Source organism: Hydrogenophaga sp. GW101-3F08 (assembly GCF_059424585.1).
Map to the genome: position 1 here is coordinate 129,871 of NZ_JBWKZP010000009.1, position 23,807 is coordinate 153,677.

General features: G+C 69.7%; 21 protein-coding genes. 4 read left to right on the top strand and 17 right to left on the bottom strand.

The window, feature by feature from the left end; translation table 11 throughout:
* The first annotated feature begins 18 nt into the window (after positions 1 to 18).
* The 3 genes from AC07YZ_RS20465 (at position 19) to AC07YZ_RS20475 (ending at position 3,750) form a co-directional block, all read left to right on the top strand.
* Positions 19 to 825: a carbon-nitrogen hydrolase family protein gene (locus AC07YZ_RS20465; protein ID WP_226490449.1), complete on the top strand. Its 807-nt coding sequence runs from the start codon at positions 19 to 21 to the stop codon at positions 823 to 825.
* Between the two features lie 196 nt (positions 826 to 1,021).
* Complete coding sequence (locus AC07YZ_RS20470; protein WP_494796110.1) at positions 1,022 to 3,091, top strand: two-component system sensor histidine kinase NtrB; 2,070 nt, start codon at positions 1,022 to 1,024, stop codon at positions 3,089 to 3,091.
* Between the two features lie 29 nt (positions 3,092 to 3,120).
* Positions 3,121 to 3,750 (top strand): response regulator transcription factor, encoded by a 630-nt coding sequence (locus AC07YZ_RS20475; RefSeq protein WP_226490447.1) that lies wholly within the window; start codon positions 3,121 to 3,123, stop codon positions 3,748 to 3,750.
* A gap of 23 nt (positions 3,751 to 3,773) precedes the next feature.
* On the opposite strand, the gene AC07YZ_RS20480 is transcribed toward AC07YZ_RS20475, so the two are convergent.
* Positions 3,774 to 3,920 (bottom strand): hypothetical protein, encoded by a 147-nt coding sequence (locus AC07YZ_RS20480; protein WP_494796111.1) that lies wholly within the window; start codon positions 3,918 to 3,920, stop codon positions 3,774 to 3,776.
* Between AC07YZ_RS20480 and mltA the strand changes: the two genes are divergently transcribed.
* On the top strand, positions 3,853 to 5,136 hold the full coding sequence (gene mltA, locus AC07YZ_RS20485) for a murein transglycosylase A (RefSeq protein ID WP_494796112.1): 1,284 nt from the start codon (positions 3,853 to 3,855) through the stop codon (positions 5,134 to 5,136). The two genes, AC07YZ_RS20480 and mltA, sit on opposite strands and share 68 nt — an antisense overlap.
* Before the next feature lie 36 nt (positions 5,137 to 5,172).
* Here mltA and AC07YZ_RS20490 read toward each other — a convergent pair whose 3' ends face one another.
* The 16 genes from AC07YZ_RS20490 to AC07YZ_RS20565 form a co-directional block, all read right to left on the bottom strand.
* Positions 5,173 to 5,982, bottom strand: coding sequence for a tyrosine-protein phosphatase (locus AC07YZ_RS20490; RefSeq protein ID WP_494796113.1), 810 nt, complete (start codon positions 5,980 to 5,982; stop codon positions 5,173 to 5,175).
* Positions 5,979 to 6,722, bottom strand: a complete 744-nt coding sequence (locus AC07YZ_RS20495; RefSeq protein ID WP_494796114.1) for a hypothetical protein — start codon at positions 6,720 to 6,722, stop codon at positions 5,979 to 5,981. The genes AC07YZ_RS20490 and AC07YZ_RS20495 overlap by 4 nt, the downstream gene beginning before the upstream one ends.
* 131 nt (positions 6,723 to 6,853) lie before the next feature.
* On the bottom strand, positions 6,854 to 9,271 hold the full coding sequence (locus AC07YZ_RS20500) for a GumC family protein (protein WP_494796115.1): 2,418 nt from the start codon (positions 9,269 to 9,271) through the stop codon (positions 6,854 to 6,856).
* A 16-nt stretch (positions 9,272 to 9,287) separates the two neighbouring features.
* The gene (locus tag AC07YZ_RS20505) at positions 9,288 to 10,103 is read right to left on the bottom strand and encodes a polysaccharide biosynthesis/export family protein (RefSeq protein WP_494796116.1); all 816 of its coding nucleotides are present in this window, start codon (positions 10,101 to 10,103) and stop codon (positions 9,288 to 9,290) included.
* A gap of 400 nt (positions 10,104 to 10,503) precedes the next feature.
* Positions 10,504 to 11,781, bottom strand: a complete 1,278-nt coding sequence (locus AC07YZ_RS20510) for a glycosyltransferase WbuB (RefSeq protein WP_494796117.1) — start codon at positions 11,779 to 11,781, stop codon at positions 10,504 to 10,506.
* The gene (locus tag AC07YZ_RS20515; protein ID WP_494796118.1) at positions 11,778 to 12,722 is read right to left on the bottom strand and encodes a LamG domain-containing protein; all 945 of its coding nucleotides are present in this window, start codon (positions 12,720 to 12,722) and stop codon (positions 11,778 to 11,780) included. Before AC07YZ_RS20515 ends, AC07YZ_RS20510 begins: the two co-directional genes overlap by 4 nt.
* A gap of 24 nt (positions 12,723 to 12,746) precedes the next feature.
* Positions 12,747 to 13,718, bottom strand: coding sequence for a glycosyltransferase family 2 protein (locus tag AC07YZ_RS20520; RefSeq protein ID WP_494796119.1), 972 nt, complete (start codon positions 13,716 to 13,718; stop codon positions 12,747 to 12,749).
* Between the two features lie 10 nt (positions 13,719 to 13,728).
* Positions 13,729 to 14,685: a nitroreductase family protein gene (locus AC07YZ_RS20525; RefSeq protein WP_226490437.1), complete on the bottom strand. Its 957-nt coding sequence runs from the start codon at positions 14,683 to 14,685 to the stop codon at positions 13,729 to 13,731.
* Positions 14,678 to 15,250, bottom strand: coding sequence for an LbetaH domain-containing protein (locus AC07YZ_RS20530; RefSeq protein ID WP_494796120.1), 573 nt, complete (start codon positions 15,248 to 15,250; stop codon positions 14,678 to 14,680). The genes AC07YZ_RS20525 and AC07YZ_RS20530 overlap by 8 nt, the downstream gene beginning before the upstream one ends.
* 8 nt (positions 15,251 to 15,258) lie before the next feature.
* A complete protein-coding gene (locus tag AC07YZ_RS20535; RefSeq protein ID WP_494796121.1) occupies positions 15,259 to 16,407 on the bottom strand; it encodes a polysaccharide pyruvyl transferase family protein in 1,149 nt (382 codons plus the stop codon).
* A 22-nt stretch (positions 16,408 to 16,429) separates the two neighbouring features.
* Entirely contained in the window at positions 16,430 to 17,539 is a 1,110-nt protein-coding gene (locus AC07YZ_RS20540; protein WP_494796122.1) for an acyltransferase family protein, read from the bottom strand.
* On the bottom strand, positions 17,536 to 18,675 hold the full coding sequence (locus AC07YZ_RS20545; protein WP_494796123.1) for a glycosyltransferase: 1,140 nt from the start codon (positions 18,673 to 18,675) through the stop codon (positions 17,536 to 17,538). Before AC07YZ_RS20545 ends, AC07YZ_RS20540 begins: the two co-directional genes overlap by 4 nt.
* Positions 18,672 to 19,958, bottom strand: a complete 1,287-nt coding sequence (locus AC07YZ_RS20550) for an O-antigen ligase family protein (RefSeq protein ID WP_494796124.1) — start codon at positions 19,956 to 19,958, stop codon at positions 18,672 to 18,674. The genes AC07YZ_RS20545 and AC07YZ_RS20550 overlap by 4 nt, the downstream gene beginning before the upstream one ends.
* Positions 19,955 to 20,890, bottom strand: a complete 936-nt coding sequence (locus tag AC07YZ_RS20555; RefSeq protein WP_494796125.1) for an aldo/keto reductase — start codon at positions 20,888 to 20,890, stop codon at positions 19,955 to 19,957. Before AC07YZ_RS20555 ends, AC07YZ_RS20550 begins: the two co-directional genes overlap by 4 nt.
* The gene (locus AC07YZ_RS20560; RefSeq protein WP_494796126.1) at positions 20,887 to 22,479 is read right to left on the bottom strand and encodes a GMC oxidoreductase; all 1,593 of its coding nucleotides are present in this window, start codon (positions 22,477 to 22,479) and stop codon (positions 20,887 to 20,889) included. The genes AC07YZ_RS20555 and AC07YZ_RS20560 overlap by 4 nt, the downstream gene beginning before the upstream one ends.
* Complete coding sequence (locus AC07YZ_RS20565; protein ID WP_494796127.1) at positions 22,476 to 23,798, bottom strand: lipopolysaccharide biosynthesis protein; 1,323 nt, start codon at positions 23,796 to 23,798, stop codon at positions 22,476 to 22,478. The genes AC07YZ_RS20560 and AC07YZ_RS20565 overlap by 4 nt, the downstream gene beginning before the upstream one ends.
* Between the last annotated feature and the right edge of the window lie 9 nt (positions 23,799 to 23,807).

The following is a 23,807-nucleotide window of genomic DNA, read 5'->3' on the forward strand; positions in this document are numbered from 1 at the left end:
CACCCCACAGGAGCTGTCATGAAAGTCGCCGCCATCCAAATGGTCTCGGGCATCAGCCTGGACGCCAACCTCAGCGAAGCCCTGCGCCTGTTGCGCCAGGCCGCGCACGACGGGGCCGAGCTGGCCGTGTTGCCCGAGTACTTCTGCTTCATGGGCCACCAGGACGCGGACAAACTCCTGATCGCCGAGACCCCGGGGCTGGGCACGGTGCAGGACTTCCTGTCCGACGCCGCGCGCGACCTGAAGATGTGGGTCGTCGGCGGCACCCTGCCCATGGCCACCGACGACCCCGCGCACGCCGCCAACGCCTCGCTGGTCTACACCCCGCGCGGCGAAAACGTCAGCCGCTACGACAAGATCCACCTGTTCCGCTACGACAACGGCCGCGAGAGCTACGACGAGGCCACCGTGCTGGTCGCGGGCGACACGCCCACCGTGTTCGAGTGCAAAGCGCGCGACGGCCAGGGCTGGCGCGTCGGGCAGAGCGTCTGCTACGACCTGCGCTTCGGCGAGCTCTACCGCATGCTCGCGGCCGACCTGCTGCTGGTGCCCGCGGCCTTTACCCACACCACCGGCCAGGCCCACTGGGAGGTGCTGTTGCGCGCCCGCGCGATCGAGAACCAGGCCTATGTGATCGCCAGCGCGCAGGGCGGGTTGCACGAAAACGGCCGCCGCACCTGGGGCCACAGCATGGTGATCGACCCTTGGGGCGAGGTCATGGCCCTGCAGGCTGAGGGCCCGGGCGTGGTGCTCGCCGAGCTGGACATGGAGCGCCTGCGCAACGTGCGCCAGCAGTTGCCCGCGCTGCAGCACCGCAGACTATGAGACTGCGCCCCCTCGCTCCGCCGCTGCGCGGGTCGCTGCCCCCCACGGGGGTGCGGTTCAAGCTTGGGGCGGCCCGGCGCGTGAACCTCCCCCCGCGCCGCGCCCAACGGCGCGTCACCCCCCACTGGGGGGCGCCACCTGCGGCCCGGCGGAGCCGGTTCCGCGGTGGCCTGGGCTGCTCGCTCCACCGTTTCTGATGTCCGTGACGGCCTCTTCTCCGCTGCCGCGCACCCGCCACCTGTTGCCCTCGCGCCGCTGGAGGCTCTGGGGGGCCTTGCTGCTGCTGGTGCTGCTGCTGTTGGGCGTGCTGGTGTTCCTGGCGGCCGAGTACGAAGAGGGGCGCGACCAGGCCGCGCTGGAGGCCGATGCCGTCGCGGTGGCCAGCGACATGCGCAGCGCCCTTGTGCGCAACGTGCAGACCCTGCAATCGCTGCACAGCGTGGCGCCCACGCCCGACTCCTGGGTTGGCCCGGCGGCCGAGCTGCTGGGCCAGCACCGCGAAATCGTGCGCCTGGAGTGGCGCGACAGCGCCTACCGGCTCATCGCCCAACGCGACACCCCCTACCTGCCGGACCTGTTCGGCTACCTCCACCGGGAGCAGGCCCTGCCCGACCTGAGGCAGGCCTGCGACAACGCGCAGCGCGTGTCGGGGCCCTCGTTTTCGCCCAGCTACTTCTGGCCCATGAGCGGTGGCCAGGGCCAGGAGCTGATGGAGATGTGCCTGCCGGTGGTGCGCACCGGCGTGCCGGCCGGGTTCCTGGTGGCCACCTACTCGTTGCCGGGCCTGCTCGCCGAGCTCACCAACAAGGACCTGCTGCGCGGGCGCGGCCTGGCCTTCACCGAGGCCGACGGCACCCGCCTGGCCCTGCACAGCAGCGCCTCGGGCAGCCGGCGCACCCTGCTGGCCAGCAGCCTGCTTGACCTGCCCGGCCACACCCTCATGCTGCGGCTGGAGAGCCCGCGCCTGGGCGGCAAGGGGCCTTTCGGCCTGTTCCCCAACGTGCTCACCGCCGTCGTGGGCGTGCTCTCGCTGGCCCTGCTCGCGGTGCTCGCGCTGCTGGGGCGCGACATCCGGCGCCGCCAGCGCGCCGAGCTCGAGCTGGCGCAGGCCCTGGCCTTTCGCAAGGCGATGGAGAACTCGCTGGTCACGGGGCTGCGCGCGCGCGACATGCACGGCCGCATCACCTACGTCAACCCGGCGTTCTGCCAGATGGTGGGGTTCAGCGCCGAACAGCTCGTCGGCTCCGGCCTGCCCGCGCCCTGGTGGCCGCCCGAGCTGGTGGACGAATACCAGCAGCGCCAGGCGGTGCGGCTGGCCGGCCAGATCCTGCCGCGCGAAGGCTACGAGTCGGTGTTCCAGCGCAGCGACGGCACCCGCTTCCCGGTGCTCATCATCGAAGCGCCGCTGATCGACGCCCAGGGCCACCAGACCGGCTTCATGAGCGCCATCCTCGACCTGAGCGAACAGCGCCGCGTCGAAGAGCTCAACCGCGCCTCGCAAGAGCGCCTGCAGGCCACGGCCCGGCTGGCCACCGTGGGCGAGATGGCCTCGCTGCTGAGCCACGAACTCAACCAGCCGCTGGCGGCCATCGCCAGCTACGCCAGCGGCACGCTCAACCTGCTCGAAGAACCCGCGAGCCCGGGGCACCCCCTGCCCCAGGGCGACCTCAAACAGGCCATGCGGCGCATCAGCGAGCAGGCCGAGCGCGCCGGGCGCGTCATCAAGAGCGTGGCCGACTTCGTGCGCCGGCGCGAGCAGGTGCGCGAGGCCGTGGCGCCGGCCAGCCTGATCGAGGCCATCCTGCCGCTGCTGGGCCTGCAGGCCAAGAAACAGGGCATCCGCGTGCAGACCCTCGTGGCCCCCGGCTGCCCGCCGGTGCTGTGCGACCGCACCATGGTCGAACAGGTGCTGCTCAACCTGGCGCGCAACGGGGTGCAGGCCATGCCCATCGGCGACCCGGCCTCGGGCTCCGGTTTGCGCGTGCTCACCCTGGCGGTGAGCCAGTCGCGCCTGCACTCGGGCCAGAGCGAGGGTGGTCTGCCGCGCAAGGGCTGGGTCGAGTTCGCCGTGACCGACCACGGGCAGGGGCTGAGCGCGGAGGTGCGCGACAAGCTCTTCACCCCTTTCTTCACCACCAAGGCCGAGGGCATGGGCCTGGGCCTCTCCCTGTGCCGCACCGTGATCGAGCAGCACGGTGGCGCGCTGACTTACGAGCCGGCCCAGCCGCGGGGCACGGTGTTCCGGTTCACGCTGCCAGCGGCCTGAACGCGCAACGTCTCCACTATCATCCGCCCATGACCCAGTACCCCGACGCCAAGGTCTTTCTCGTCGACGACGATGCGGGCGTGCGCGAAGCGCTGGCCTGGCTGTTGCGGACGCGGCGGCTGCTCAGCGAGGGCTTCGACAGTGCCGACGCCTTCCTGGCCGAGATCGGTGGCTGGAGCGACGCGCCGAGCGATCCCAGCTGCGTGCTGCTCGACGTGCGCATGCCCGGCACCAGCGGGCTCGCGCTGTTCGAGCACCTGCTGACCCTGCCGTGGCAGGCCGCGCTGCCGGTGATCTTTCTCTCGGGCCATGCCGACGTGGCCACCGCGGTCGATGCGGTCAAGCGTGGCGCCTTCGATTTCTGCGAAAAACCGTTCTCCGACAACGCCCTGGTCGACCGTGTCGAGCAGGCGCTGCACCGTTCGGCCCAGGTGCTGGCCGAGCGCCGCGCCCGGCGCGAGCTGCAGCAGCGGCTCGCCGGCCTGACCGAGCGCGAGCGCGACGTGATGCACCTGGTGGTCGCGGGCCTGCCCAACAAGCTGGTGGCCGATCAGCTCCACATCAGCGTGCGCACGGTGGAGGTGCACCGCTCGCGCGTGTTCGACAAGATGGGTGTGAAATCGGCCGTGGAACTGGCCAATGCGCTGCGCCAGGTTTGAATGGCCTCGCGCGGGGCCGGCGCTCAGGATTTGGGCGTGCCGTCGTCGTCCGGCCCGCTGCGGGTCTGGTCGGGCAGCTCACCCTTCTCGCGCCCTGAAAACATGGTCCACCACACGATGAACACCAGCAACACCAGGGCGCCCAGGGCTTCCAGCAACAACAAGGTCATGACGGCGATCGGTGGTTCGTGGAGGGATTGCGCGCCAGCGGCGCAGCGGGGGCACCGTGCCCCGGCGCTGCGGGCACTGCAGATGCTGCGTGTGGGCGCATGGGCCCTGATTGTAGGAAGCCTAGGCGCCTGCGCCATCGACCCGTACCCCTACCCCGCACCCCCGCCGAGTGCACCCGCGCCCGTCACCGACAACGACCCGCTGCCCCCGCCGCAACAGCGGGGCAAGAGCCGCTGGACCCCGGTGCGCTGGGCCGAACTGCCCGGCTGGGGCCAGGACCGCCTGCACGAGGCCTGGAACGCCTGGGTGCGCGGCTGCGAGCGGCCGGTCAGCGGCCACACCGCGCTGTGTGGCGAAGTGCGCCAGCTCTCCATCGCCACGCCGGCCGAACAGCAGGCCTGGGTGGTGCGCCGCTTCCAGCCCTACCGCGTGAGCGAGCCCGACGGCAGCCTGCCCCAGGGCCTGCTCACCGGTTATTACGAACCCATCCTGCCCGCCAGCCGCGTGCCCACCGCCACCCACCGCACGCCCCTGTACGGTCCGCCCGACGGCCTGCGCCCGGGCCAGCCCTGGTACAGCCGGCAGGACATCGACACCCTGCCCGCGGCCCGGGCCGCGTTGCAGGGCAAGGCCATCGCCTGGCTGGCCGACCCGATCGACGCGCTGATCCTGCAGATCCAGGGCTCGGGCCGGCTCAACGTCAGCGAGCCCGACGGCAGCCAGCGCCAGGTGCGCGTGGCCTTTGCCGCGCACAACGGCCATCCCTACCAGAGCGTGGGGCGCTGGCTGCTCGACCAGCGTGCGATCAGCGAGGCCTCGTGGGAGGCGATCAAGGCCTGGGCGGCGCGCAACCCGCAGCGCCAGAGCGAGATGCTCTGGAGCAACCCGCGCACCGTGTTCTTCCGCGAGGAAAAGCTCTCGGAGCTGGACGCGCGCTTTGGCCCGCGCGGCGCGCAGGGGGTGCCGCTCACCCCGGGCCGCTCGATCGCGGTCGACCCGCAGAGCATCCCATACGGCACGCCGGTGTGGCTGGCCACGCAGGGCCCCACGCTCAGCCAGCAGAAACTGGTGCTGGCGCAGGACACGGGCGGCGCCATCGTGGGCGCGGTGCGCGCCGACCTGTTCACTGGCTGGGGCGGCTGGACCGACCCGGCCTACACCGTGGCCGCCGCGCTCAAGCAGCCGCTGCAGCTGTGGGTGTTGTGGCCGCGCTGACGCGCGCGCGGCCCACCGCGTGGCGGGCTCGGCCCCTCAAGGCGTCGGGTGCCGCTTTGACAGCCATCGGCTGATCATCGAAGGCCGATCCGTTTCCGGATCCGCTGGCGTGTGGGGCAACCCAAAGCCCTGCGGTGGCAGGTCTTTCAACACCGCCGTCGGCCGCTCGACCACCAGACGGCGGGCTTCCCCGTCGCCCACCAGGCGACGCGCCACCGCCAGCCCCTCGGCCAGTCGCGGCAGGCGCCGGCCGGTGGAGTGCGCGTCGGTGGCCAGCAGGTGGGTGTGGCCTTCGCCAACGAAGCGCTCGCCCCAGTACCGGGCGCGCTGGCCGAAGACGCCCGTCAGCGCCCCGGCCGTCACCTGCATCCAGGCGCCTTGCGCGATCAGCCGCAGGAACACCGGGTGGTGCCCCTCCACCCAGCTCAGCCGCTCCGGGTGCGTGATGATGGGCGTGTAGCCCGCCGCGATCAGTTGGAACACCGACGCTTCCAGCCGTGGCGGCGGCGTGCTGTGCGAAGGCTCCAGCAAAAAGTAGCGCGAGCCGTGCAGCGTCGGCACCCGCCCGCTCCTGAGCCCATCGACCAGGCCGGGCACCAGGTGCACGTCCGCCCCCACCACCAGCTTCAGCGCAATGCCACGGCGGTCCAGCTCCGTCTGCAGGCGACGGCAGGCCTGTGCGATGCCCGGGCCGTCGTTCATGTACATGCCGGGGTAGATGTGCGGCGTGCAGGCCATGGTGTGGATGCCGTCGGCCACGGCGATGCGCGCCATCGCCAGCGAATCGTCCAGCGTCTTTGCCCCGTCGTCGATGCCCGGCAGGATGTGGCTGTGCAGATCGATCATGGCCGCGGCGCCTCCCGCTGCGGTGGCTCGGGCGCCCCCGGGGTCGACGCCGGTCCGCCTTCCAGCGGCACGGGGGCCTGCGCCGGCAACGCACGGCGCACCGCCAAAGAACCCTCATGGCCCACCGGGCCGATGAGCAGGAACGCACCCGCCGCGAGCACCGCACCCGCGCCGGCCAGCGCCAGCCGGGCGCGCGCGGACAGCCAGCCCGCGCGCGTTGCGTCGCGGGCCAGTGCGGACCTGGGGAACGTGGGCCTGGGCAGTGCGGGCCGCAGGCGCATCGGCGCGCCGGCGGCCGGTGTGTGACGCGCAGCGGCGTGGGCCGCCCGCTTCTCGGGCGACGAGAGCAGGTCGTGGGCCAGGTTGACCCGCGTGGCCGCGTCGGCGGGCCAGCCTTCGCCCGTGGTGGCGAAGTCCGGGTGCGTCAGGCGGATCATCAGCCGGTAGTGCTCGCGCAATTGCGTCGGCCCGAAGCCCGGGCCCAGGCCCAGCAGGGTGAAGGCGTCCGAGCCCGGGCGCAGCATCACCGTGCGCACGAAAAAGCGCGCCGCGCGGCGCAGCTCGGGCGTGCTCGCCGCTGCAACGGGCAGGCCCGGCACCGGGCGACCGGCGGCGAGCAGCATCACGCTGCCGATGTGCTCAAACAGCGGGCGCGGCTCGCGCAGCACCACCCGGTAGCGCCCGGGCGAGCGCTCAAAGTCCAGCAGCGCGGGCAGCAGGCGGCTGCGGCCGTGTTTCATGTCTGTTGCTCCATCGCGCTGCGCGCGACCCACGACGCATGAAACAACGCCACCCGGAGGCACCGCCGGGCCGGCTTTGCCAGACGGCCAGTGACGGGGGTGACGCGAAGCGGCGCGGGGGGTGTTTCATCCTAGGCGCCGGACGGGTCCAGTGTGGGCTCGATGCGGGTGCCGGCCGGCAGCGGAACCGGCGGTTTGTTCGGGCTTGGCGCCGGGCCCGGCCGGGCGGCGCTGGGTGGGGTGTAGCCGTCGCCGTAGCCATAGCCGTAGTAGGCCGCGTAGGCGTAGTCGCTGGTGTGCTCGTTGCGCGCGTGCGTGAGCGCCATGCCCATGGGGGCCAGGCCCGCGTTGCGCAGGCGGCGCAGGGCGTCCCGGATGCTGTCCTTGCGCGTGCCGCCCGCCTTCACGGCGAACACGATGTGCTGGATCTGGTTGCCCAGCACGATCGCATCCGCGATGCCCAGCAGCGGCGGCCCGTCGATCACGATCTGCTGGTAGCCCATGGCCTGTGCCTTCTCCAGCAGCTGGCCCAGCTTGGGGCCCATCAGGAGTTCCACCGGGTCGGGCGGCACCGGGCCCGCCGTGATCACGCTCAGGTTGGCCACCGTGGTGTCCTGCATCAGCCCGTCGCTGCTGCGGTCCCCGCTCAGCAGGTTGGACAGGCCGCGCTCGTTGGACACCTTGAGCATCTGGTGCACCCAGCCCTTGCGCATGTCGGCATCGATCAGCAACACCTTCTGGCCCAGCTGGGCGAAGTTGATGGCCAGCGCGAGCGCCGTGGTGGTCTTGCCCTCGCCCTTGCCGCAGCTCGTCACCATGAAGCGCTGGGGTGCGCCATCGGCGGTGCTGAACTGCAGCGCCGTGCGCATGGAGCGGTAGGCCTCGGCAAAGGTGCTGCGCGGATCGCGGTGGGTCAGCAGGGCCACGGGTTCGTTGCGGCCCAATTTGGGCCTGGTGAACGGAATCAGGCCCAGCAGGGGCAGGTGGAACAGGGTCTCGATCTCGTTGGCGTGCTTCACGGAATCGTCCATCTGCTCGCGCAGCAGCGCCGCCAGCATGCCCAGGAACAGGCCCAGCATCACGCCCAGGCCGATGTTGACCTTCAGGTTGGGCTTGGCCGGGAACAGCGGCACCGAGGCCTCGTCCACGATGCTCACGTTGTTGGTGGTGATGCCCGCGGTCACGCTCACCTCTTTCAGGCGCTGCAGCAGGCTGTCATACACCTGCCGGTTGGTGTCCAGCTCGCGGCTCAGCAGGTTCATGTCCACGCTGCGGTCCTGCACCGTGAGCACCTCGCTGCGGCTGCTGGCCACCTTGGCCTTGAGCTGTTCTTCGGCCCTGCTGGCGGCGATGTACTGGCCCTGGATGCTGGCCAGGATGTTGTTCACCTCGGTCTTGATGCGCCCTTCCAGTTCGGCGATCTGGGCCCGCGCCTGCACCATGGCGGGGTAGTCGGGTTTGTAGACGGCCAGGTCCCTGGCGTATTCCGCTTCCAGCCGGGCGCGCTGCTCCTTGTAGGCGCGGATGGCCTCGTTGGTCACCGCCTGGGGCGCGCTTTCGGGGTTGAGCTTCACCTGGTTGTACAGCGTCTCGGCCTTGATGCGGTCTTGCTCGGCCTTGGCCAGCGCGGCGGAAAAGTCCACGAAGGTCTGGGTGGCCGCGCTGCCTTTCTCGCCCAGGTTCAGGATCTCGTTTTTCTTCGCGTAGGTGTTGATGACGCGCTCGCTCTCTTCCAGCTTGGCCTTGGTCTGGCGGATCTGATCCTCCAGAAACTGCCGCGCGTAGATCGACGAGTCCATCCGGCGCTCGATGTTGCTGGCGATGAAGGCCTTGGCCATGGTGTTGGCGATGCGCGCGGCCAGCTCCGGGTCGGGGTTGAGCACCCGGAGTTCGACCAAGCGCGAATTGCGGATGGGCTCCACGGAGATCGCGTTTTCGAACTGCGCCACGGTGCCCGTCCGGCTGAGCGCGCGCTGGTCCGCCTGCGATGGGGTGAAGAGCGTGCGCAGGTTGCGCAGCAGTTTGGCGGCCAGACTCCGGGCCTGGTCGATCGGTTCGCTGCCGGTCGGCGCCGCGGCACCGTCCGCGTCGGCCTCGCTGGGCGGGGGGGAGGGTGCGTCGGGCTTGTACAGCCCCATTTCGTCGATCACCCGCTCGGCCAGGCTGCGGCTCTTGAGCAACTCGATCTGGGTGCGCAGCTGCAGCTGATCGGATGCGGGGCCTTCGTCCACCTCGACGTCGGTGTTGAAGCCCACCACCTTTTGCGCCGCGCGGTCGATCTGCAGCAGGGCCACGCTCTGGTACTGCGGCGTGATGCGCAGCGTGTACATCATGGCCCCCAAGGTGCACAGGGCGGTGATGCTCCCAATGGCCCATTTGTGTTTGAACAGCGTGCGCCAGATGGTCTTGAGGTCAATGCGGTCTTCGGCCAGGGCCCCGGGTTCGCCCCGGGCCATCGTCTGTGCGGACAGGGCGCTCTCGCGGCGCAGGGCCAGCGAGCCCGAGGGGCCGGGAACGGCGGGCAATGGGTGTTGGTCGGTGGATGCCATGGGTATTGAAGCCGCGTCAGCGGAAAGGGTTGAGCGTGTCCAGGATGTCGCGGAAGAGCGAATCTCTCAGGGCGGCGCGGCTGGCGTTGCGCTGGACCACGATCACGTCGTCCGAGCGGATGTCCGGGTCCTTCTCCTGACCGGCGCGCACCTTGTCGAGGTCGTAGGTGAATTGCTCGCGCGCCCCGCCTGTGCCGCTGCGGTAGACCACGATCTGGTTGATGTTGGCGTAGGGCGCGAAGCCGCCCGACAGGGCCAGGGCGCGCAGCAGCGTGAGCTGCCCCGACACCGGGTAGATGCCCGGCTTGGTCACCGCACCTTCGATGGCGACACGCTGGGTGGTGAACTCCTTGATGAAGAGCGAGACCTGCGGGTCGCGCAGGTATTTCTCCCGGTACTTGGTGGCGATCAGTTGTTCCGCGTCCTGCGAGGTGAGCCCCGCCACCTGCACCGGGCCAATGAGCGGCAGCGACACCTGGCCCGAGGCGTTCACGCGCACGTCGCGCTTCATGTCGGGCACGCCGAACACGTTGAACTCCATCAGGTCGTTGGGCGAGATGCGGTAGTCCGCGCCCACCGCGCTCAGCGAGTTCAGGGGGGCCACAGTGCCCCCCGCGCCCTCTGAGCCCATCGAAGCGCTGGCCGGCACGAGCTGGTTGGCCGTGGCGTTCACCGGGGCCTGCGTTGGCGCCGACCGCACGGCTTCCATCTGCATCGCCGCGCCCGCGGGCTGGCCCGCCGTGCCGGGGGTGGCCATCTGCGCATGCAGCGGCCAGGCCGCGACCGCCGCCACCACCCCGATGCCCCAAGGGGCCCATGGCCTGCTTTTCATGAATTCCTTCCGGCGCATAACGCATCCCCTTTCTGGCCCTGAAGGGGCCAAAAAATTACCTTTGATTACGGGCGATCCCACGGCGCCAGGCGCCGTTCGTGGGTTCCGACGCCGTGGGCTCGTGCCGCCCAACACCTCGCCACAACGAGGACCGCATCGCGTGGGCCGGTGTGCGAAGCAAGCGGTCCACCCAGCGTGCGGCCGCGTGGCCAGCCGGCCCGGCCCGCGGGCCGCCGCCTGGCGGTCGGCGTTGCTCCTGCGGCTGCGCGCCGCACCGCCGTTGCACGACCCTGGGACCCGGCGAGGTCGGGGCCGTGGCCACGGCGGCCAGCCCGAGCGGTCCAGTTTCCATGAAAAACCGGCCGTTGGTCACGTTGGGCCAGGTCGATCATGTAACGCCTCACTTCAGTTGTTCCACCGCCCTGCGCAGCTCGCCGGACGTTGGCTCTCCCTGCACCAGGGCCAGCAACTGCGCCTCGAAGCGGCGCAGGATCACGTCCTGGCTCAGCTCGGCCTCGGCGTGGCGGCGGCCGTTGGCGCCCAGTTCGGCGCGGCGCGCCGGGTCCGCCGCCAGCGCCCGCAGCGCGTCGGCCATGGCCGACGGGTTCTCCGGTGGCACCACCAGGCCGCAGGCGGCGTCCTGGGTCACCACGCGGCACAGCTCGGTGTCGGGCATCGCGGTGGCCAGCACCGCGCGGCCGCTGGCCAGCATGCCGGTGAGTTTGGAGGGCATCACCAGGTCGGCCGCATCGGCCCGCTGGGGCAGCAGGTGCACGTCGGCCAGGCCCAGCCAGTCGTTGAGCCGCTCCAGCGGCTGCAGGTCCAGAAAGCGCACGTTGCCCAGGCCCGCGCAGCGCGCCTGCAGATCGGCCCGCCCCGAGCCGTTGCCACCCAGCACCAGCTGGATGCGCGGGTCGTCCTGCACCAGGCGGGCCACTTCCGCGAGGATCTCCAGCCCCTGCTTGTTGCCCATGTTGCCGGAATACAGGGCCACCACGGCGTCCGGCGCCAGGCCCAGCTCGGCCCGGTAGGCGCTGGGCGCGGCCAGCGGGCTGATGCCGCCGATGTCCACCCAGTTGGGAAAGTGCAGCACCCGCTCGGCGGCCACGCCCTTGGCCAGTGCACGGTCCGCCATGCGGCCGGAAATGGTGGAGACGCGGTCAAACCGGCGCATCAGCCAGCGCTCGGCCCGCTGGACCCAGCGGCGCAGCGTGTGGCCCTTGATCAGGCCCAGGTCAAACGCGGCGTCGACCTCGTAGTCCTGGATGTGCAGCCAGCTCCTGGCGCCCCGCAGGGTGGCAAACGCCACCGCCGCGGGCGCGCACATCAAGGGCGGCTCCACCACCCACACCACGTCGGGCTTCCAGCGCCACTGGGCCCACAGCACCGGCAGGCTGCCCAGTGCGAAGCTCGCCAGGTGCAGCAAGCGCTTGAGGCCGCCCGGCTGGTGCGGCACCCACAGCGGCGTGCGCATCACCCGCACGCCCTGCCACGACTCGCTGCGGTACTGGCGCGCGCTGTAGCCGGCCCCCACCTTCCAGGCCGGGTAATAGGGCGGCGCGGTGATGACGCGCACCTCGTGCCCGGCCTGGGCCAGCCATTGCGCCATCTCGCCGGTGTACTTGCCGATGCCGGTGAGCTCGGGGGCGAAGTTGATGCCGTAGAAGAGCAGCTTCATCGTGCACCTTTGGCTTGGGATGCACCAGCGGGACTGGCCGCTCGGGCGCTTTTCTGCGCAGCATCGCCCACGTAGGCGCGAACGCCCATGAACTTCATCTGGTAGTCGCTGATGTTGCGATGGCTTTGCGCGGAGACGATCAGGTAGAAGTTCTGCCGGCGCGCGATCTCGGGCACGTAGGGGGGGCCCGCTTCCAGCACCTGCGTGCCGTTCAGCCACCACCGGACGGTCAGGGTGGCGGGGTCGTACGACACCCCGAAGACGTTGGGCTGGGTGCGGTCCAGCGGAACCTTCGAGGTCGCATTGGGGTTCTGGAGCTTCTGGTAGTTGGGCCAGATGCCGGACCACGAAATGGCGGTGTTGTGTCCACCGGGCCCGAAACCGCCTTCGTCGATGTCCAGTTCGAGCCAGCGCTCGAATCCTTTGGGGTCGGGCGGGTACACGTCCTCCAGCCGGAGGTTGTGCTCGATCGGCATGAGCCAGACGGCCGGAAAGTTGTCGGGGTCGTTGGACGAGGTCGAGGCCTGGGCTTCGATGTAGAACGGCCGGGACCCGCTCAGCAAGGGGTAATAGCCGGGGTAGGAGTTCATCTTCACGGTGGCCAGCACGCCGCCCTTCTTGAGGATCACGCCATCGCCGGCTTGCTCATAGAGGCTGCTGGGCCGGGGCTTGGTGAACCAGAGCCCGCTGTAGTACTTGCGGCCGTCGGCCTTTCCCGTGAAGTCCACATCGGTGAGCTTCGGGCAGTCCTGGATGACGAGCTGAAGCGCGCCCACCTGTGCAGCGCCCGCGGGCACCGTGGCGTCGGTGCAAATCAACTGCCCACTGGCTTGAGGCGCACTGCTGCCACCACCACCACAGGCTGGCGCGGCCAGGCACATGGCCGCCAGGGCCAGCCAATGGTTCGGGACCTTGGTTCGGGGGTTGATTGGGGTTTGCATGAAAGTCCTCCTTGAAAAACGGGATCAAACCCGGGGTGCCAGTCGGTCTTCGTCGACTTCAGGGGGCGCCAAAACCTCGCTCTGCGCCACCAGCTTGTGCCCGGTCAGCCGGCTCAGCTCGGCGCAGATGTCGGCCTTGTCGCTGAGATGGGCCACGGCCCGCTCCAGCTCCATGAGCCTGGCGCCCACCAGAAAGCGGTACCAGCAGCCCTGCAGGAAGTGGTAGACCAGCCCGCTGCGGCCATCCAGGAAACCGAGCTGGAAGACGTAGCGCCACAGGAAATACAGCGGGGCGCTGACGGTGAAGGGAATGCGGTTGTAGAGGCGCTCCTTCACCCAGCGCTTGAACGAGGCCTGGGGCGAGGCGCTGCGGGCGTTGAGCGCTTCGTCGCGGGCGAACAGGCCCAGCCGCTGGTTCAGCACCTCGATGGCTTCGCGCGTGGCGTACTTGTTGTGCTTGTCGGTGAAGTAGCCCAGGTCGTGCAGGTTGTGGTCGGCAAAACCACCGTTGAACGTGACCGTGCGCCCGCCCCAGACCACCACGTGTTCGTCCATCCAGCGGTCCTCGACGCGGCCCTGCCCACGGCGCCAGAGCCGCAGCATCACCAGCGGGTAACGCCCGCCGTGGCGCACCCAGCGGTCCATGAAGATGTGCTTGCGCTTGAGGTTGACGCCCACCACGTCGGCCGGCAGCCGGGGCAGCTGCTCGGCGATCTCGCGGGCGAGGTCGGGTTCGATGATTTCGTCGGCGTCCAGACGGAGCACCCACGCGCCGCGGACGTCGAGCGTGTCCAGGGCCCATTGGAACTGCTTGGCCTGGTTGACGAAGGGGTGCGTGTGGACCTCGGCCCCCAGCTGTTTGGCGATGTCGGTGGTGCCGTCGGTGGAGCCGGAGTCCACCACGCAGATCTGGTCGGTGAAGGCCTGGATGGACCGGATGGCCCGCCCGATGTGGCGGGACTCGTTGTAGGTCAGGATGATCGCGGTGATGCTCATCGGGATCTCCTCATCCATGCAGGGTGGCGATTTCCGCCGCCGGCCTGCGCGGCGAGAAAGCCACCCGGGTTTCCGGTGCGACGGGCTCGCCGAAGGCGATCATCATGATCAGCCGTTCGCCCGCCGGTATGCCGCCAGCGCGGCGGATCGCGGACTCGGTCTTGTGGTCGATGGCCAGGTTGAGCGGGCAGGCGCCCCAGCCCATCGAGCGGCAGGCAAACATCAGGCACATGGCGAACAGCGCGCCGTCCACATAGGCCTGGTTGCGCTGCCCGGGCCCCCCCCAGGCGCAGATCTCCGAGCTCACCACGAACAGGTTGCCCACCGAGTCCGCAAAACCACGGGAGCCGCCCTGCAAGGCGAGCAGTTCCTGGATGCGGGCCGGGTCCTGGTAGGCATGGACCCGTGAGGACTGGCGGTTGCATTGCGAGGGCGCGAGCTGCGCGATCGCGATCGCCTCCAGGATCTGCTCGGGATCGAGCGGCGTGGGCCGCAGCGTGCGGATGCTCGACCGGCTGGCCATCAGGTGCTGCAGGTTGCTCGGTGGCTGGCCATTGAACGAGTAGTCCCGCGTGCCGCCCTTCCAGGGTTTGGGCAGCCTGGTTTCCCACGCCTTCAGGTAGCCGGCGATCTCGTCGAGCAAGGGGTCGGACGCGCCCGCCTTCGCATGGAAGTTCACATAGGCTTCCAGGGCGCCGAGCGACATGTGGGCGGGCACCGGCGAGTGTCCGATGTCGTAGCGCGACAGCGCGCCCATGACGAAACGGATCTTGTCCTTGCCGAACAGCAGTTTCGGATTCGGCAGGGACAGCCCCTTCTCGATCGTGTGGGCCTCGATGATGATTTTGTAGAACGCGCGCCTGGACTTGTCCACGAAGGGCGAGTACGAGTTGAACCGCAGGAACAGCACGGCGTCGCGCAGGGCCTCGCTGAAGATGCCTGCGACTTTGGCAAGCTTGTCAAACATGGTGTTCCTTCAGCACACGGGCCTTGATCCTTCGACAGGGATTGCCGGCGCAGATGGACCAGGCCGGCATGTCCTTGAGCACCACCGAGCGCGCGCCGATGACGGCGCCTTCCCGGATCACCACGTTCGGATGGACAAAGCTCTCCGCCGCGATCCACACGTGGTCCTGAATCACGATGGAGCCGGTGACCAGGGGCCTGGACAAGGAACCGATGTCGTGCGAGCCGGCGCACAGGAAGCTGCGCTGACTGACGGTGACTTTCGAGCCGATGGTGATGCGGCCCATGCTGTAGCAGTCCACGCCATCGCCGAGCGCTGAGAACGTGCCCATGACCAGATGCCAGGGCGCCCAGACGCGGCACGAAGGCGCGATCCGGCAACCGTCGCCGACCTCGGCGCCGAACCACCGCAGCAATTGGCGCCGCCACCCATGCAGCGCCCAGCGCGGGGTGGTCCGGAAGGCCAGCAGCCAGACCACTTCCCACGCGAAGCGCCGCAGCTTGGCCGAAGCGGTGAAGTCGTTGCGGTAGCGCAGCGCGCGGAAATCGCGCAGGGATTCGTTCAAGGTATCGCTCACTGGACGGTTGCCCTCAGTTGTGTGCTCAGAAAGTCGTTGCCGGCCTGTCGCAGCGCCGCCAGCCGCTGGTCCACCTCGGCCCAGTCGATCTCGCGGGCCATCAGCGTCTGGACGTTCTGCGCCGTGAAACCCGGCGTGAAGCGGCTTTCCAGACCGACGGCCCGCAACAGGTTGATGGCGCGGGCATTGGCGGTGGCTTTGTCACCTGTCAGCCCGGCCACGATGAAGGGCTTCTTGAACAACAGGGCGAAGACGGTGCCGTGGAAAGAGTTGGTCACGACAAAGCTGGCGTTCTTCACCAGGGAGACCCACTCGCCCGGATCGGGATGGACCGTGTTGCCGATCTCGACCCACCGCCGGTGGGGGTTGTGCGGCGAGAGGATGGGGCAGTTCAGCCGCTTCGAGACCAGATCGGCCGTCTGCCGGATGTTGTCCGGCGAGCGCAGCCCGTAGCAGAAGACGTAGGGGTCCTCATGCCCGGACGGCGCGCGCTCGGTCAGTTCCGCGTAGTTGCTGTGCAGCAAGGTCGGGTCGGGCACGTTGGCCGGCTTCTGCCCGGTGGCCCGCTCCACCAGCGTGACGCCCGAGGCCTCCCGCACCGAAATGGCGTCGAAGTGGCGCAGCAAGCGGGGCAGCTGCGCGGCCTCGGCCGCGGACACCCGGTCCCGGCCGAAGCTGGCGGCGTACGAGATCTTTCGGGCCGGGAACGACTGGGCGAAGTCCAGAAAGTAGTTCGGATCAAAACCGTAGTGCTGGGAAGGGCTCCAGATCTGGTCGCTGCCCGCCACGATCAGGTCGAACGACTGCGCCGCGGCGAGCGATGCGTCGTTGTCGGGCGGTGCGGAGCCGCCGGGGAGGTCCAGGAAGTGCTCCCTGAAACGGACGAACTTCTCCTTCTGGCCCTGGTGGCCAAAGTGCTGGTGGACGAACGAAGACGCCGCCAGGTAGACGACCTTCAGATTGGCCTTGAGCTTGGCGGGCGAGGTGGGCACGCTGAGCCGCCCACCGTGTTCGATGTGCGCGGGCCGGTAGTCGATGAAGCGGGCGTGGTGGCCTTGCTCCGTCAACCAGCGGCGCAAGGCATAGGCCTGCAGCGCGGCACCGTAGTTGTCGCTGAAATGGAAAGTGAGAATGCCGATGTTCATCTCTTGGGGTTCCTGGAGATGCTCAGGCACCGGTGGTCCGTGCCAGGGGTCTGCGGCCGAGGGGTTTGATCATGGATGTCATCTGTTGGTGGTTGGGAATGCGCCCGCCCATGAGGAGGGAGAGGCCGCTGGGGGCGACCCGGCGGATGGCCCAGACCGCAGCGACGCAGACCACCAGCGCCAGCAAGGGCGAGAGGGCGAAATAGCCCAGAAAAACCGGGGTGAGGTCGGCGTAGCCCAGGTGGTCGATGGCCATCCACCACAGGCCGATCGCCATGCCGTGGGCACAAAAGATGAAGAACGCCATCGGCTCGAATTTCAGGAGCACATCGCCTGCCCTGCTGTGCAGCAGCCTCGAAGCGACGGACCAGAAGACCACGCAGCCGGCCGCACGAAGGGTGATGTCGACAGCGGCGTAAGAGACGCTTGCCGGGTCGGACACGCCCCAGGCCGGTGGCAGGAAAAAGGGCGCGGCCGAGAGCAACACCAGGGCCAGGCCCGCGGCCCACACGGGCTCGCGAGGGATCGAAACGGTGGGAATCGGAATCTTGCGAACCAACAACACACAGCCCGCGAAATAGAAGAGCGGAATGGCGCTGTTGATGAACAGCACACCGTCCAGGTTCAGCAAGGCGTTGAGCAACAAGGCGGCCGCCGCGGTGCCGGGCAGCTTGCGCGCCAACACCATGAGCGCGGGCGAGATCAGGAAGCAGACAAAGGCGTCCCGCAGGAAGTAGAGCGGTGTCATGGCCGGGTGCGCGGTGATGGCCAGCACCGCGTTCGGCCATTCGTGCAGGGCGGGCGCGGTCGTGAGGCCCGACTCCAGGTACTCCTTGGCGATGTAGATCAGGTTCCACAGCACCAGCGGCACGATCAGGGAAAGGCATTTGTTGCCCAGCTCTTCCACGTAGGGCCGGGCACTCAGCGTGCGGGCCAGCAGATAACCCGAAATCAGACTCAGCAGGGGCACGCTGGTGTGGCCCAGCAGCTGCCGTGTGGTGTGGATCAGGCCCATGGGTGAGAACAAGGACTCGGGCACCCCGGGCTGGTAGGGCTGGGCGTGCGCATACACCAGCAGCAGGATGCACAGAATGCGCGCCAGGCGGATGGTGTCCGAGACCGTGGGGTTCATGGCTGTTGCTCCCTGCGATGGGACGCGCCGTCCATGGACACGGTGGGCCGCCTGGTGGCCGGGCTCGGCGCCAGCAGTCGCAGGACGCTCTGCTGAAAGCGCGCGGCCACCGCGGGCCCGCCCAGGCGGGTGGACTCCGCGCTCGCCAGCGCCGCCCGGTCTCCGCGGAAGTCGTGGCAGACGCGGTGCAGGCACTCCAGCAGCGCGTGGGCGTTGCCGGCCTCGAACACGTGGCCGTTGCACCCGTTCTCGATCACGTCGCTGGCGCCGCAGCGGTCGCTGCAGATCACCGGGGTGCCCACCATCAGGGCTTCGTTGACCACCGCGCCCCAGCCGTCAAAGCGGCTGGGCAGCACCAGCACGTCGGCCGCGGCCATGGCCGCGACGATCTCGGCGTTGGGCATGCCCGGCGAGAAACCCACCCGCTCGGCGATGCCGAGCCGGTGGGCGAGCTGCTGCAGGTGCGGTTCTTCTTCGCCTTTGCCGATGATGCGCAGGCGGGCCGTGGGCAGGTCGAGCTGGCTGAAGGCCCGCAGCAGCAGGTCGACCCGCTTGCGCGGGATCAGCTGGCCCACATAGAGGATTTCCTTGTGCCCGCGCTGCAGCGGCGCGTGCCGCACCGGCGTGCCGCCCACCACGTGCACGAAAGGCACGATGCGCTCCCGGGGGTAGCCGCAGGCCGCAAAGAACCGTGCGCCGCCGTAACGGCCCGAATGGCCGATGCAGAACACACCGCTCAGGTGGCGCCGGTAGCGCAGCGCGTCCCAGGTGTAGACCAGCCAGCGGGGCAGCAACCGGGCGCCCGGCTCGTAGCGGTTTTCCGTCATCAGGAAGCGGTGCACCGGGGCGCCCAGGCTGGCTTGGAAGGCGGTCAGCGGCAGCGCGAAACCGCGCAGGCCAAAAAACACCTGCACCGACCCGGGCAGCCGGGCCAGTTCGGCGGTCCGTGCGGGCGTGGGCGCGATGTGCACCAGCACCTGGCCGGTGTCGGGCACCGGGTAGCCGCGGTCGCGGTAGTAGGCGGGCAGGTCCTGCGCCACACACCAGTGCACGGTGTTGCCGGGCAGCTCCGCCAGGGCGCGGATGTACGCGGCCTGGTGAAACATCAGATAGGAATGCCAGAAGACGTAGGTCATGGTTGCGAGGCGGCGTTGTGGCCGGCGACGGGGGTGAACGGGGGGCGGTCTCGCGCGGGCGACGTGGGAGCCCGGGCCGAAGGGACCCTGGAAGGGCCCAGGTTGAGCCGCAACAGCAACAGCAGGATCCACAGCGAATAGGGGTTGCCGACCGCGATCAGGTAGCGGTTGAAGATCGACTGCATCAGGACGAACACCAGCATCAGGCCGCTGACGAAAAGGGCCGGGTTCATCACCCCCATCTCGAAGCTGCGGCCGAAGGTGCGCCATGCGGTGACCAGAAACGTCAAGGCGATCAGCAGGCCGAACACCACGCCATGTTCGAGCGCGAGGTTGATGTAGGAGCTCTCCACCGGAAAGCCGATCACCTCGGGGCCGGCGGCGCGAACGCCCCTGCCGGTGAAGAACAGCACGGGGTCGGAGAACACCAACGCCACCCCTTCCTGCCAGATGACTTCCCGGCCCGTGGCGCCCGAATCCACCCCGCGCGTGGGCGAGTCCAGGTCCAGGATGATGGTCAGGTAGTCGGCGATGGCGGCCGCTTTGAAAACGCCGATGGCCAGCAACGCGATGGCCGACAGGGTCAAGGCGGTCCGGGCCCGGCGCGAGCCGCGCCATGCGATGAGGATCACGGCGACCACCCCCGTCAGGCCCAGGGCGAGCAGGCTGGCCCGGGCGGATGCGGCGAGGACCATGCTCAGGCACAGCCCGGACAGCAGGAGCGCGAACAGCTTCTGATGGAGGCGAGGGGTGGCCAGAAAGTGCTGGAAGAACAGCAGGCTGCCACCGCCATACACGAGGCCGCTGAGGTTGGGGTGCATGCCCAGCGGCGCGAAGCGCACCAGGCCGACGCTGCGCTCGACGGTGCCCACCACCGACATCAGGAACTCGCTGGGCTGGACCACCAGCACGGAGGCGATCAGCGCGATGTAGGCGCAGCGGAACACCCCGTCGATGCTGGCGACCCAGGGCTGTCGCGCCAGAACGGCGGCCGAGGCCAGCACCAGCAGGAACATGGCGCCGAACTCGGTGGACAGCGCGTTCCCGCGCACGAAGGCCACCAGCATCGCGAACACGAACGCGCTGCCCAGGAGGGTCTCGGCGGCACACAGGCCCATGCGGCGTGTGCCGCCCGCCATCAAGGCCAGCAGGCCGGCGGCGATGAACAGGGCGACCGCGCCCAGTTGCACGGCCTGGAAGATCGAGCCCCCCACGTACCAACCGCCCATGAAGATGGCCAGGCCGAGCATGCATTGCGAGACGAGCCGGATGAGCGGGTTCATGGCACGGGCGCCGGCTCGAACGCGGCGTGAAGGGCCGACATGGCAGGCTGCCACTCGGTCGAGGCCGTGATGTGCCGGACCTGTTCGAGGGTGGTGGTCAGGCGTTGCGGCTGGTGGGTGGAGATGAGCACCCGGCCCTCGAACCGGGCCAGGGCATAGGCCAGGGCCAGCGACCCGGTCGCGTTGGCCGGGTCCGTGCCGGTGGGCAGCAGGCTGGCCAGCTGGGCCTTGAGTTGAGGGTCGCGCGCCATCGCCGGCCCGAGGGTCGGCGCGATGAAGCGCATGACGCCGTGCACGACGTCGCTGGGGCCGACCGGTGCGTCTTCGGCACCCGGCGCCGGGCAGCGGTACTGCGACACCGGGCCGAAGCGCACCAGCTGGCTCAGCGGCTCGCCGGTGGAGCTGCCATAGGTGCCCAGCAGGCCATGGGCGACATACCGCTCGAGCAGGACCTGCAGGGGCGCCAGCGGGTCGTGGGGCCGTGCTTCGTGCAGCAGCAGGCAGTCCACCCGTTCGGTTCGCAGCTGCCGCAGGCTGGTCTCGAACGACTGGGCAATGAATCCGACGTCGAAGTTGCCGGCGGGTGCGTGCTGCGCCATGCCCTTGAGAACGGCATGGCGCAGCCCGGGGACCCAATGGGCCAGCGGCTTGACGATCGCCCTGGCCGTCTGCTTGAAGCGGGGGGACGCGGGGCGGGCCAGACCGGCCTTGGTGGCGATGGCCACCACTTCCGGTCGGCCCTTGAGCGCATCGCCCAGCACGGACTCGGACGCGCCCAGCCCATACGGCGGCGCGGTGTCGAAGTAGCGGATGCCCAGGTCCAGCGCGGTGTGGATCAGGCGCACGGACATGGCCCGGTCGCCGCCCCCGTTGAGGCGGCCGCAGCCCAGGCCCAGCCGGCGGGTCAGCAGATCGGTGCCGGGCCGGTTCATGGGGCGGCCTCCCGGCCGAGCTGGTCGGCCAGCCGCGCCGTCAGCGCCATGGCGGTGAACGTGGGGTTGGCGTAGCTGGAGGTGCGGAACACGGCGGCGCCGGCCACGTACAGGTTGGTGGTGCCGAACACGCGCAGTTCGCTGTCGACCACGCCGTCGCGCGGGTGGTGGCCCATGCGGGCGCCGCCACACTGGTGGTAGGTGTCGGTGGCCTGCTCCAGCACGCGGGCGTCCTCGGCGTCGAGCAGCGCGTCGATCTCCACCCGGGCCAGCCCGGCGGCCTGCAGGCTTTCACCGGCCCGGCGCACAAAGGCGGCCATGGCCTGTACCTCGGGCTGGCCGCCGATGCGCCAGTCCAGCGCGGCCAGCGGCATGCCGAAGCGGTCCCTGCGCTGGGAGTCGAGCGTGATGCGGCTGTCGTCGCGGGGCAGCTGTTCGGCGTGCATCACGAGCCAGACACCGCGGTCGGCCGGGTTGTAGATGCGGTGGTGCCGCAGGTACTGCACGATCATCGGCACCCAGGCGCTGCCCATGCCCCGGACGTGGCGCAGCATGTCACCCAGCCCCTGTTGCGGCAGCCCGCCGCGCAGCAGCGACCTGACCAGCACCTTGAGGTGCTGCAGGTGTTCGGCGATGCTGGACTCGAACGCGAAGTAGCCGGTGACGTTGAGCGCCGGGTCGGCGCCGGCGCTGCCCATGCCGGTGTTCAGGCGCAGCTTGGGCTGGTATTTGTGGCCACCGAGCACGATGTTCTGGAAGGTGCGCAGGAAGCGCGGCTTGTCCAGCAGGTGCACCCGACCACCGCGCATTTCCAGGTGGTCCTGAAAGCCCGCGCCCACCCACGGGTTGCCCGCCCAGGGGGCAAAAGGCTTCTCTGCCGCGCAGGCGAGCAGCAGGCGGGCGATTTCGATGGTGCCGTTGGCCAGCACGAAACGCTGGCCGCGGATCGCGGTGGCGGTGCCGTCGGGCCGCGCCACGCGGACCGAGGCGATGCGCTCGCCATCGGCCACCAGCTCCAGCCCGGTGGCGTGGGCATGCAGCAGCACGGTGAGGCCGGGCGCGTTGCGCAGGCGTTCGTGGAAGTACCGGGCCATGGCGGGCTCCTTGAGCCAGCGCGTGAGGAACAGGGTGAAGCCGGGAATGTCGGGGTAGCGGTCGCCGAAGAGCTTGTGCGCCTGGGGCGTGCTCTCGTCGAGCACGTCGGCCAGCCGCAGCTCCTGGGCCACGGCCTCGTACCAGGGCAGCAGCTCCTGGTAGGTGATGGGCCAGGGCGCGTCGGACACGCCCGCGCGGGCCTCGAAGTCGGAGGGCACGAAGCCGGTGAGCTGGCCGCCCCAGAGGTTGGAGGTGCCCCCCAGCGCGCGCCCCCGGGCCACGGCAATGCCGGTGTGGGCCCGGCCGGTGACGGAGGCTTCGTTGAGTTCCTGTGCCGGCGCTTCGAAGCTGCCGCCACCGGTCTCCAGCACCAGCACGCGCTGGCCCTGGCGCTCCAGCAGCACGGCCAGCAACAGGGCCACCGTGCCACCGCCGACGATGACGACGTCGTGCGGTGTGTCGGGTGGCGGGGCATGGTTCAGGTCGACGATCATGAGGCGGTTTTCGTTGAGCGCAGACGGCGCACGGCGCGCGTGGCGGTGAGCCAGACCAGGGCCTCGCCCAGCAACATGGCGCCGACCACACCCGCCATGCCGGCGCTGCCCCAGACCAGCCACGCCACCACCAGCGAGACCACGGCGGCCAGCAGGCTCTGCGCGGCCAGACCGGCGTGGCGGTTGATGGACATGAGCACGACGCGCGGGACCTGGGTGGCCGAACACACGGCCGCGTACAACAGGAACAGTGCCATGCTGGTGGCGGTGAAGGGAATCTGGCCGTGGGTCCAGAAGTCCAGCAGCCAGGGCGAGACCCCGTACACCAGCAGCGCACCGGCCGCGGCGATGGCCAGGCCCAGGCGGTTGGCCCGGCGGTAGAGCTTCCAGAAGGCGCCGTCGTCCCGCTGGCCCTTGAGCGCGGTGAGTTCGGGCCAGAGCGGATTGCTCAGGGCGTTGGTGACCTGCACCACGATCCGCGCGACGGTGCGGTAGGTGTTGAACACGGCGGTGGCGGCCGGGCCCAGGGTGGCCGCCACCAGCAGGGTGAAGCCCTGCAGGCTCAGCGCGTTGGTCAGCGAGAGCGAGAGGAACAGCGCGCCTGGCGCCGCGGCCTGTTTGATGTCGGCCAGGCTGGCGCGCCGCACGCCCCAGCGCAGAAAGTCGGTGCGCCGCTGGCTCAGCCAGAGGCAGAGCAGCGTGTAGCCCAGACGCGCCAGCAGCGCCGAGGCGGCGACCCCGATGAAACTCTGCGTGAGCACCAGACCGGTCAGGCCACCGGCCCACTCGACCAGGCGACCGGTGGTGACCAGGTAGGTGCCCGCTGCGTAGCCGCCGGTGGCCTTGTAGATCACTTCGGCCAGGCTGCAGAACAGGCCGAGCACCACGCTGATGGACAGCAGCATGAGCACCGCCTTCCACTGCGGGACTTCCAGCGCGGTGGCGGGCAGCAGCAGCAGGGTGGCGCCGACGATGAGCAGGATCAGCAGCGAGACGGAGGCCAGAAAGGCCACGGCGCTCTGAAACACCTCGGCCGCCCGCGCCTTCTGGCCCTGTGTGATCAGGCCGATCATCTGGTTGCTCGACGCGGTGGAGATGCCGGCGTCGGCCAGCGACAGGTAGAAGGGCAGTGCCGTGAGGGCCAGCCAGGTGCCGTAGGTGGCCATGTCCCAGTGGTGCAGGAACAGCGGCAGCGACACCAGCTGGGTACCGATGCTGACCGCCTGCGCATAGCCATACGCGCCCGCGCCCGAGGCGATGCGCCGGGCGATGGACGAGAGACCGACGGTGGGCGTGCGCAAGGGGTGTGGGACAGACATCGGGGTCGA

Excerpts from the sequence above, each read along its gene's own strand:
- AC07YZ_RS20465 (WP_226490449.1), top strand. The coding sequence starts at position 19 with ATGAAAGTCGCCGCCATCCAAATGGTCTCGGGCATCAGCCTGGACGCC.
- AC07YZ_RS20470 (WP_494796110.1), top strand. The coding sequence starts at position 1,022 with ATGTCCGTGACGGCCTCTTCTCCGCTGCCGCGCACCCGCCACCTGTTG.
- AC07YZ_RS20475 (WP_226490447.1), top strand. The coding sequence starts at position 3,121 with ATGACCCAGTACCCCGACGCCAAGGTCTTTCTCGTCGACGACGATGCG.
- mltA (WP_494796112.1), top strand. The coding sequence starts at position 3,853 with ATGGTCCACCACACGATGAACACCAGCAACACCAGGGCGCCCAGGGCT.
- AC07YZ_RS20480 (WP_494796111.1), bottom strand. The coding sequence starts at position 3,920 with ATGACCTTGTTGTTGCTGGAAGCCCTGGGCGCCCTGGTGTTGCTGGTG.
- AC07YZ_RS20490 (WP_494796113.1), bottom strand. The coding sequence starts at position 5,982 with ATGATCGATCTGCACAGCCACATCCTGCCGGGCATCGACGACGGGGCA.
- AC07YZ_RS20495 (WP_494796114.1), bottom strand. The coding sequence starts at position 6,722 with ATGAAACACGGCCGCAGCCGCCTGCTGCCCGCGCTGCTGGACTTTGAG.
- AC07YZ_RS20500 (WP_494796115.1), bottom strand. The coding sequence starts at position 9,271 with ATGGCATCCACCGACCAACACCCATTGCCCGCCGTTCCCGGCCCCTCG.
- AC07YZ_RS20505 (WP_494796116.1), bottom strand. The coding sequence starts at position 10,103 with ATGAAAAGCAGGCCATGGGCCCCTTGGGGCATCGGGGTGGTGGCGGCG.
- AC07YZ_RS20510 (WP_494796117.1), bottom strand. The coding sequence starts at position 11,781 with ATGAAGCTGCTCTTCTACGGCATCAACTTCGCCCCCGAGCTCACCGGC.
- AC07YZ_RS20515 (WP_494796118.1), bottom strand. The coding sequence starts at position 12,722 with ATGCAAACCCCAATCAACCCCCGAACCAAGGTCCCGAACCATTGGCTG.
- AC07YZ_RS20520 (WP_494796119.1), bottom strand. The coding sequence starts at position 13,718 with ATGAGCATCACCGCGATCATCCTGACCTACAACGAGTCCCGCCACATC.
- AC07YZ_RS20525 (WP_226490437.1), bottom strand. The coding sequence starts at position 14,685 with ATGTTTGACAAGCTTGCCAAAGTCGCAGGCATCTTCAGCGAGGCCCTG.
- AC07YZ_RS20535 (WP_494796121.1), bottom strand. The coding sequence starts at position 16,407 with ATGAACATCGGCATTCTCACTTTCCATTTCAGCGACAACTACGGTGCC.
- AC07YZ_RS20540 (WP_494796122.1), bottom strand. The coding sequence starts at position 17,539 with ATGAACCCCACGGTCTCGGACACCATCCGCCTGGCGCGCATTCTGTGC.
- AC07YZ_RS20545 (WP_494796123.1), bottom strand. The coding sequence starts at position 18,675 with ATGACCTACGTCTTCTGGCATTCCTATCTGATGTTTCACCAGGCCGCG.
- AC07YZ_RS20550 (WP_494796124.1), bottom strand. The coding sequence starts at position 19,958 with ATGAACCCGCTCATCCGGCTCGTCTCGCAATGCATGCTCGGCCTGGCC.
- AC07YZ_RS20555 (WP_494796125.1), bottom strand. The coding sequence starts at position 20,890 with ATGAACCGGCCCGGCACCGATCTGCTGACCCGCCGGCTGGGCCTGGGC.
- AC07YZ_RS20560 (WP_494796126.1), bottom strand. The coding sequence starts at position 22,479 with ATGATCGTCGACCTGAACCATGCCCCGCCACCCGACACACCGCACGAC.
- AC07YZ_RS20565 (WP_494796127.1), bottom strand. The coding sequence starts at position 23,798 with ATGTCTGTCCCACACCCCTTGCGCACGCCCACCGTCGGTCTCTCGTCC.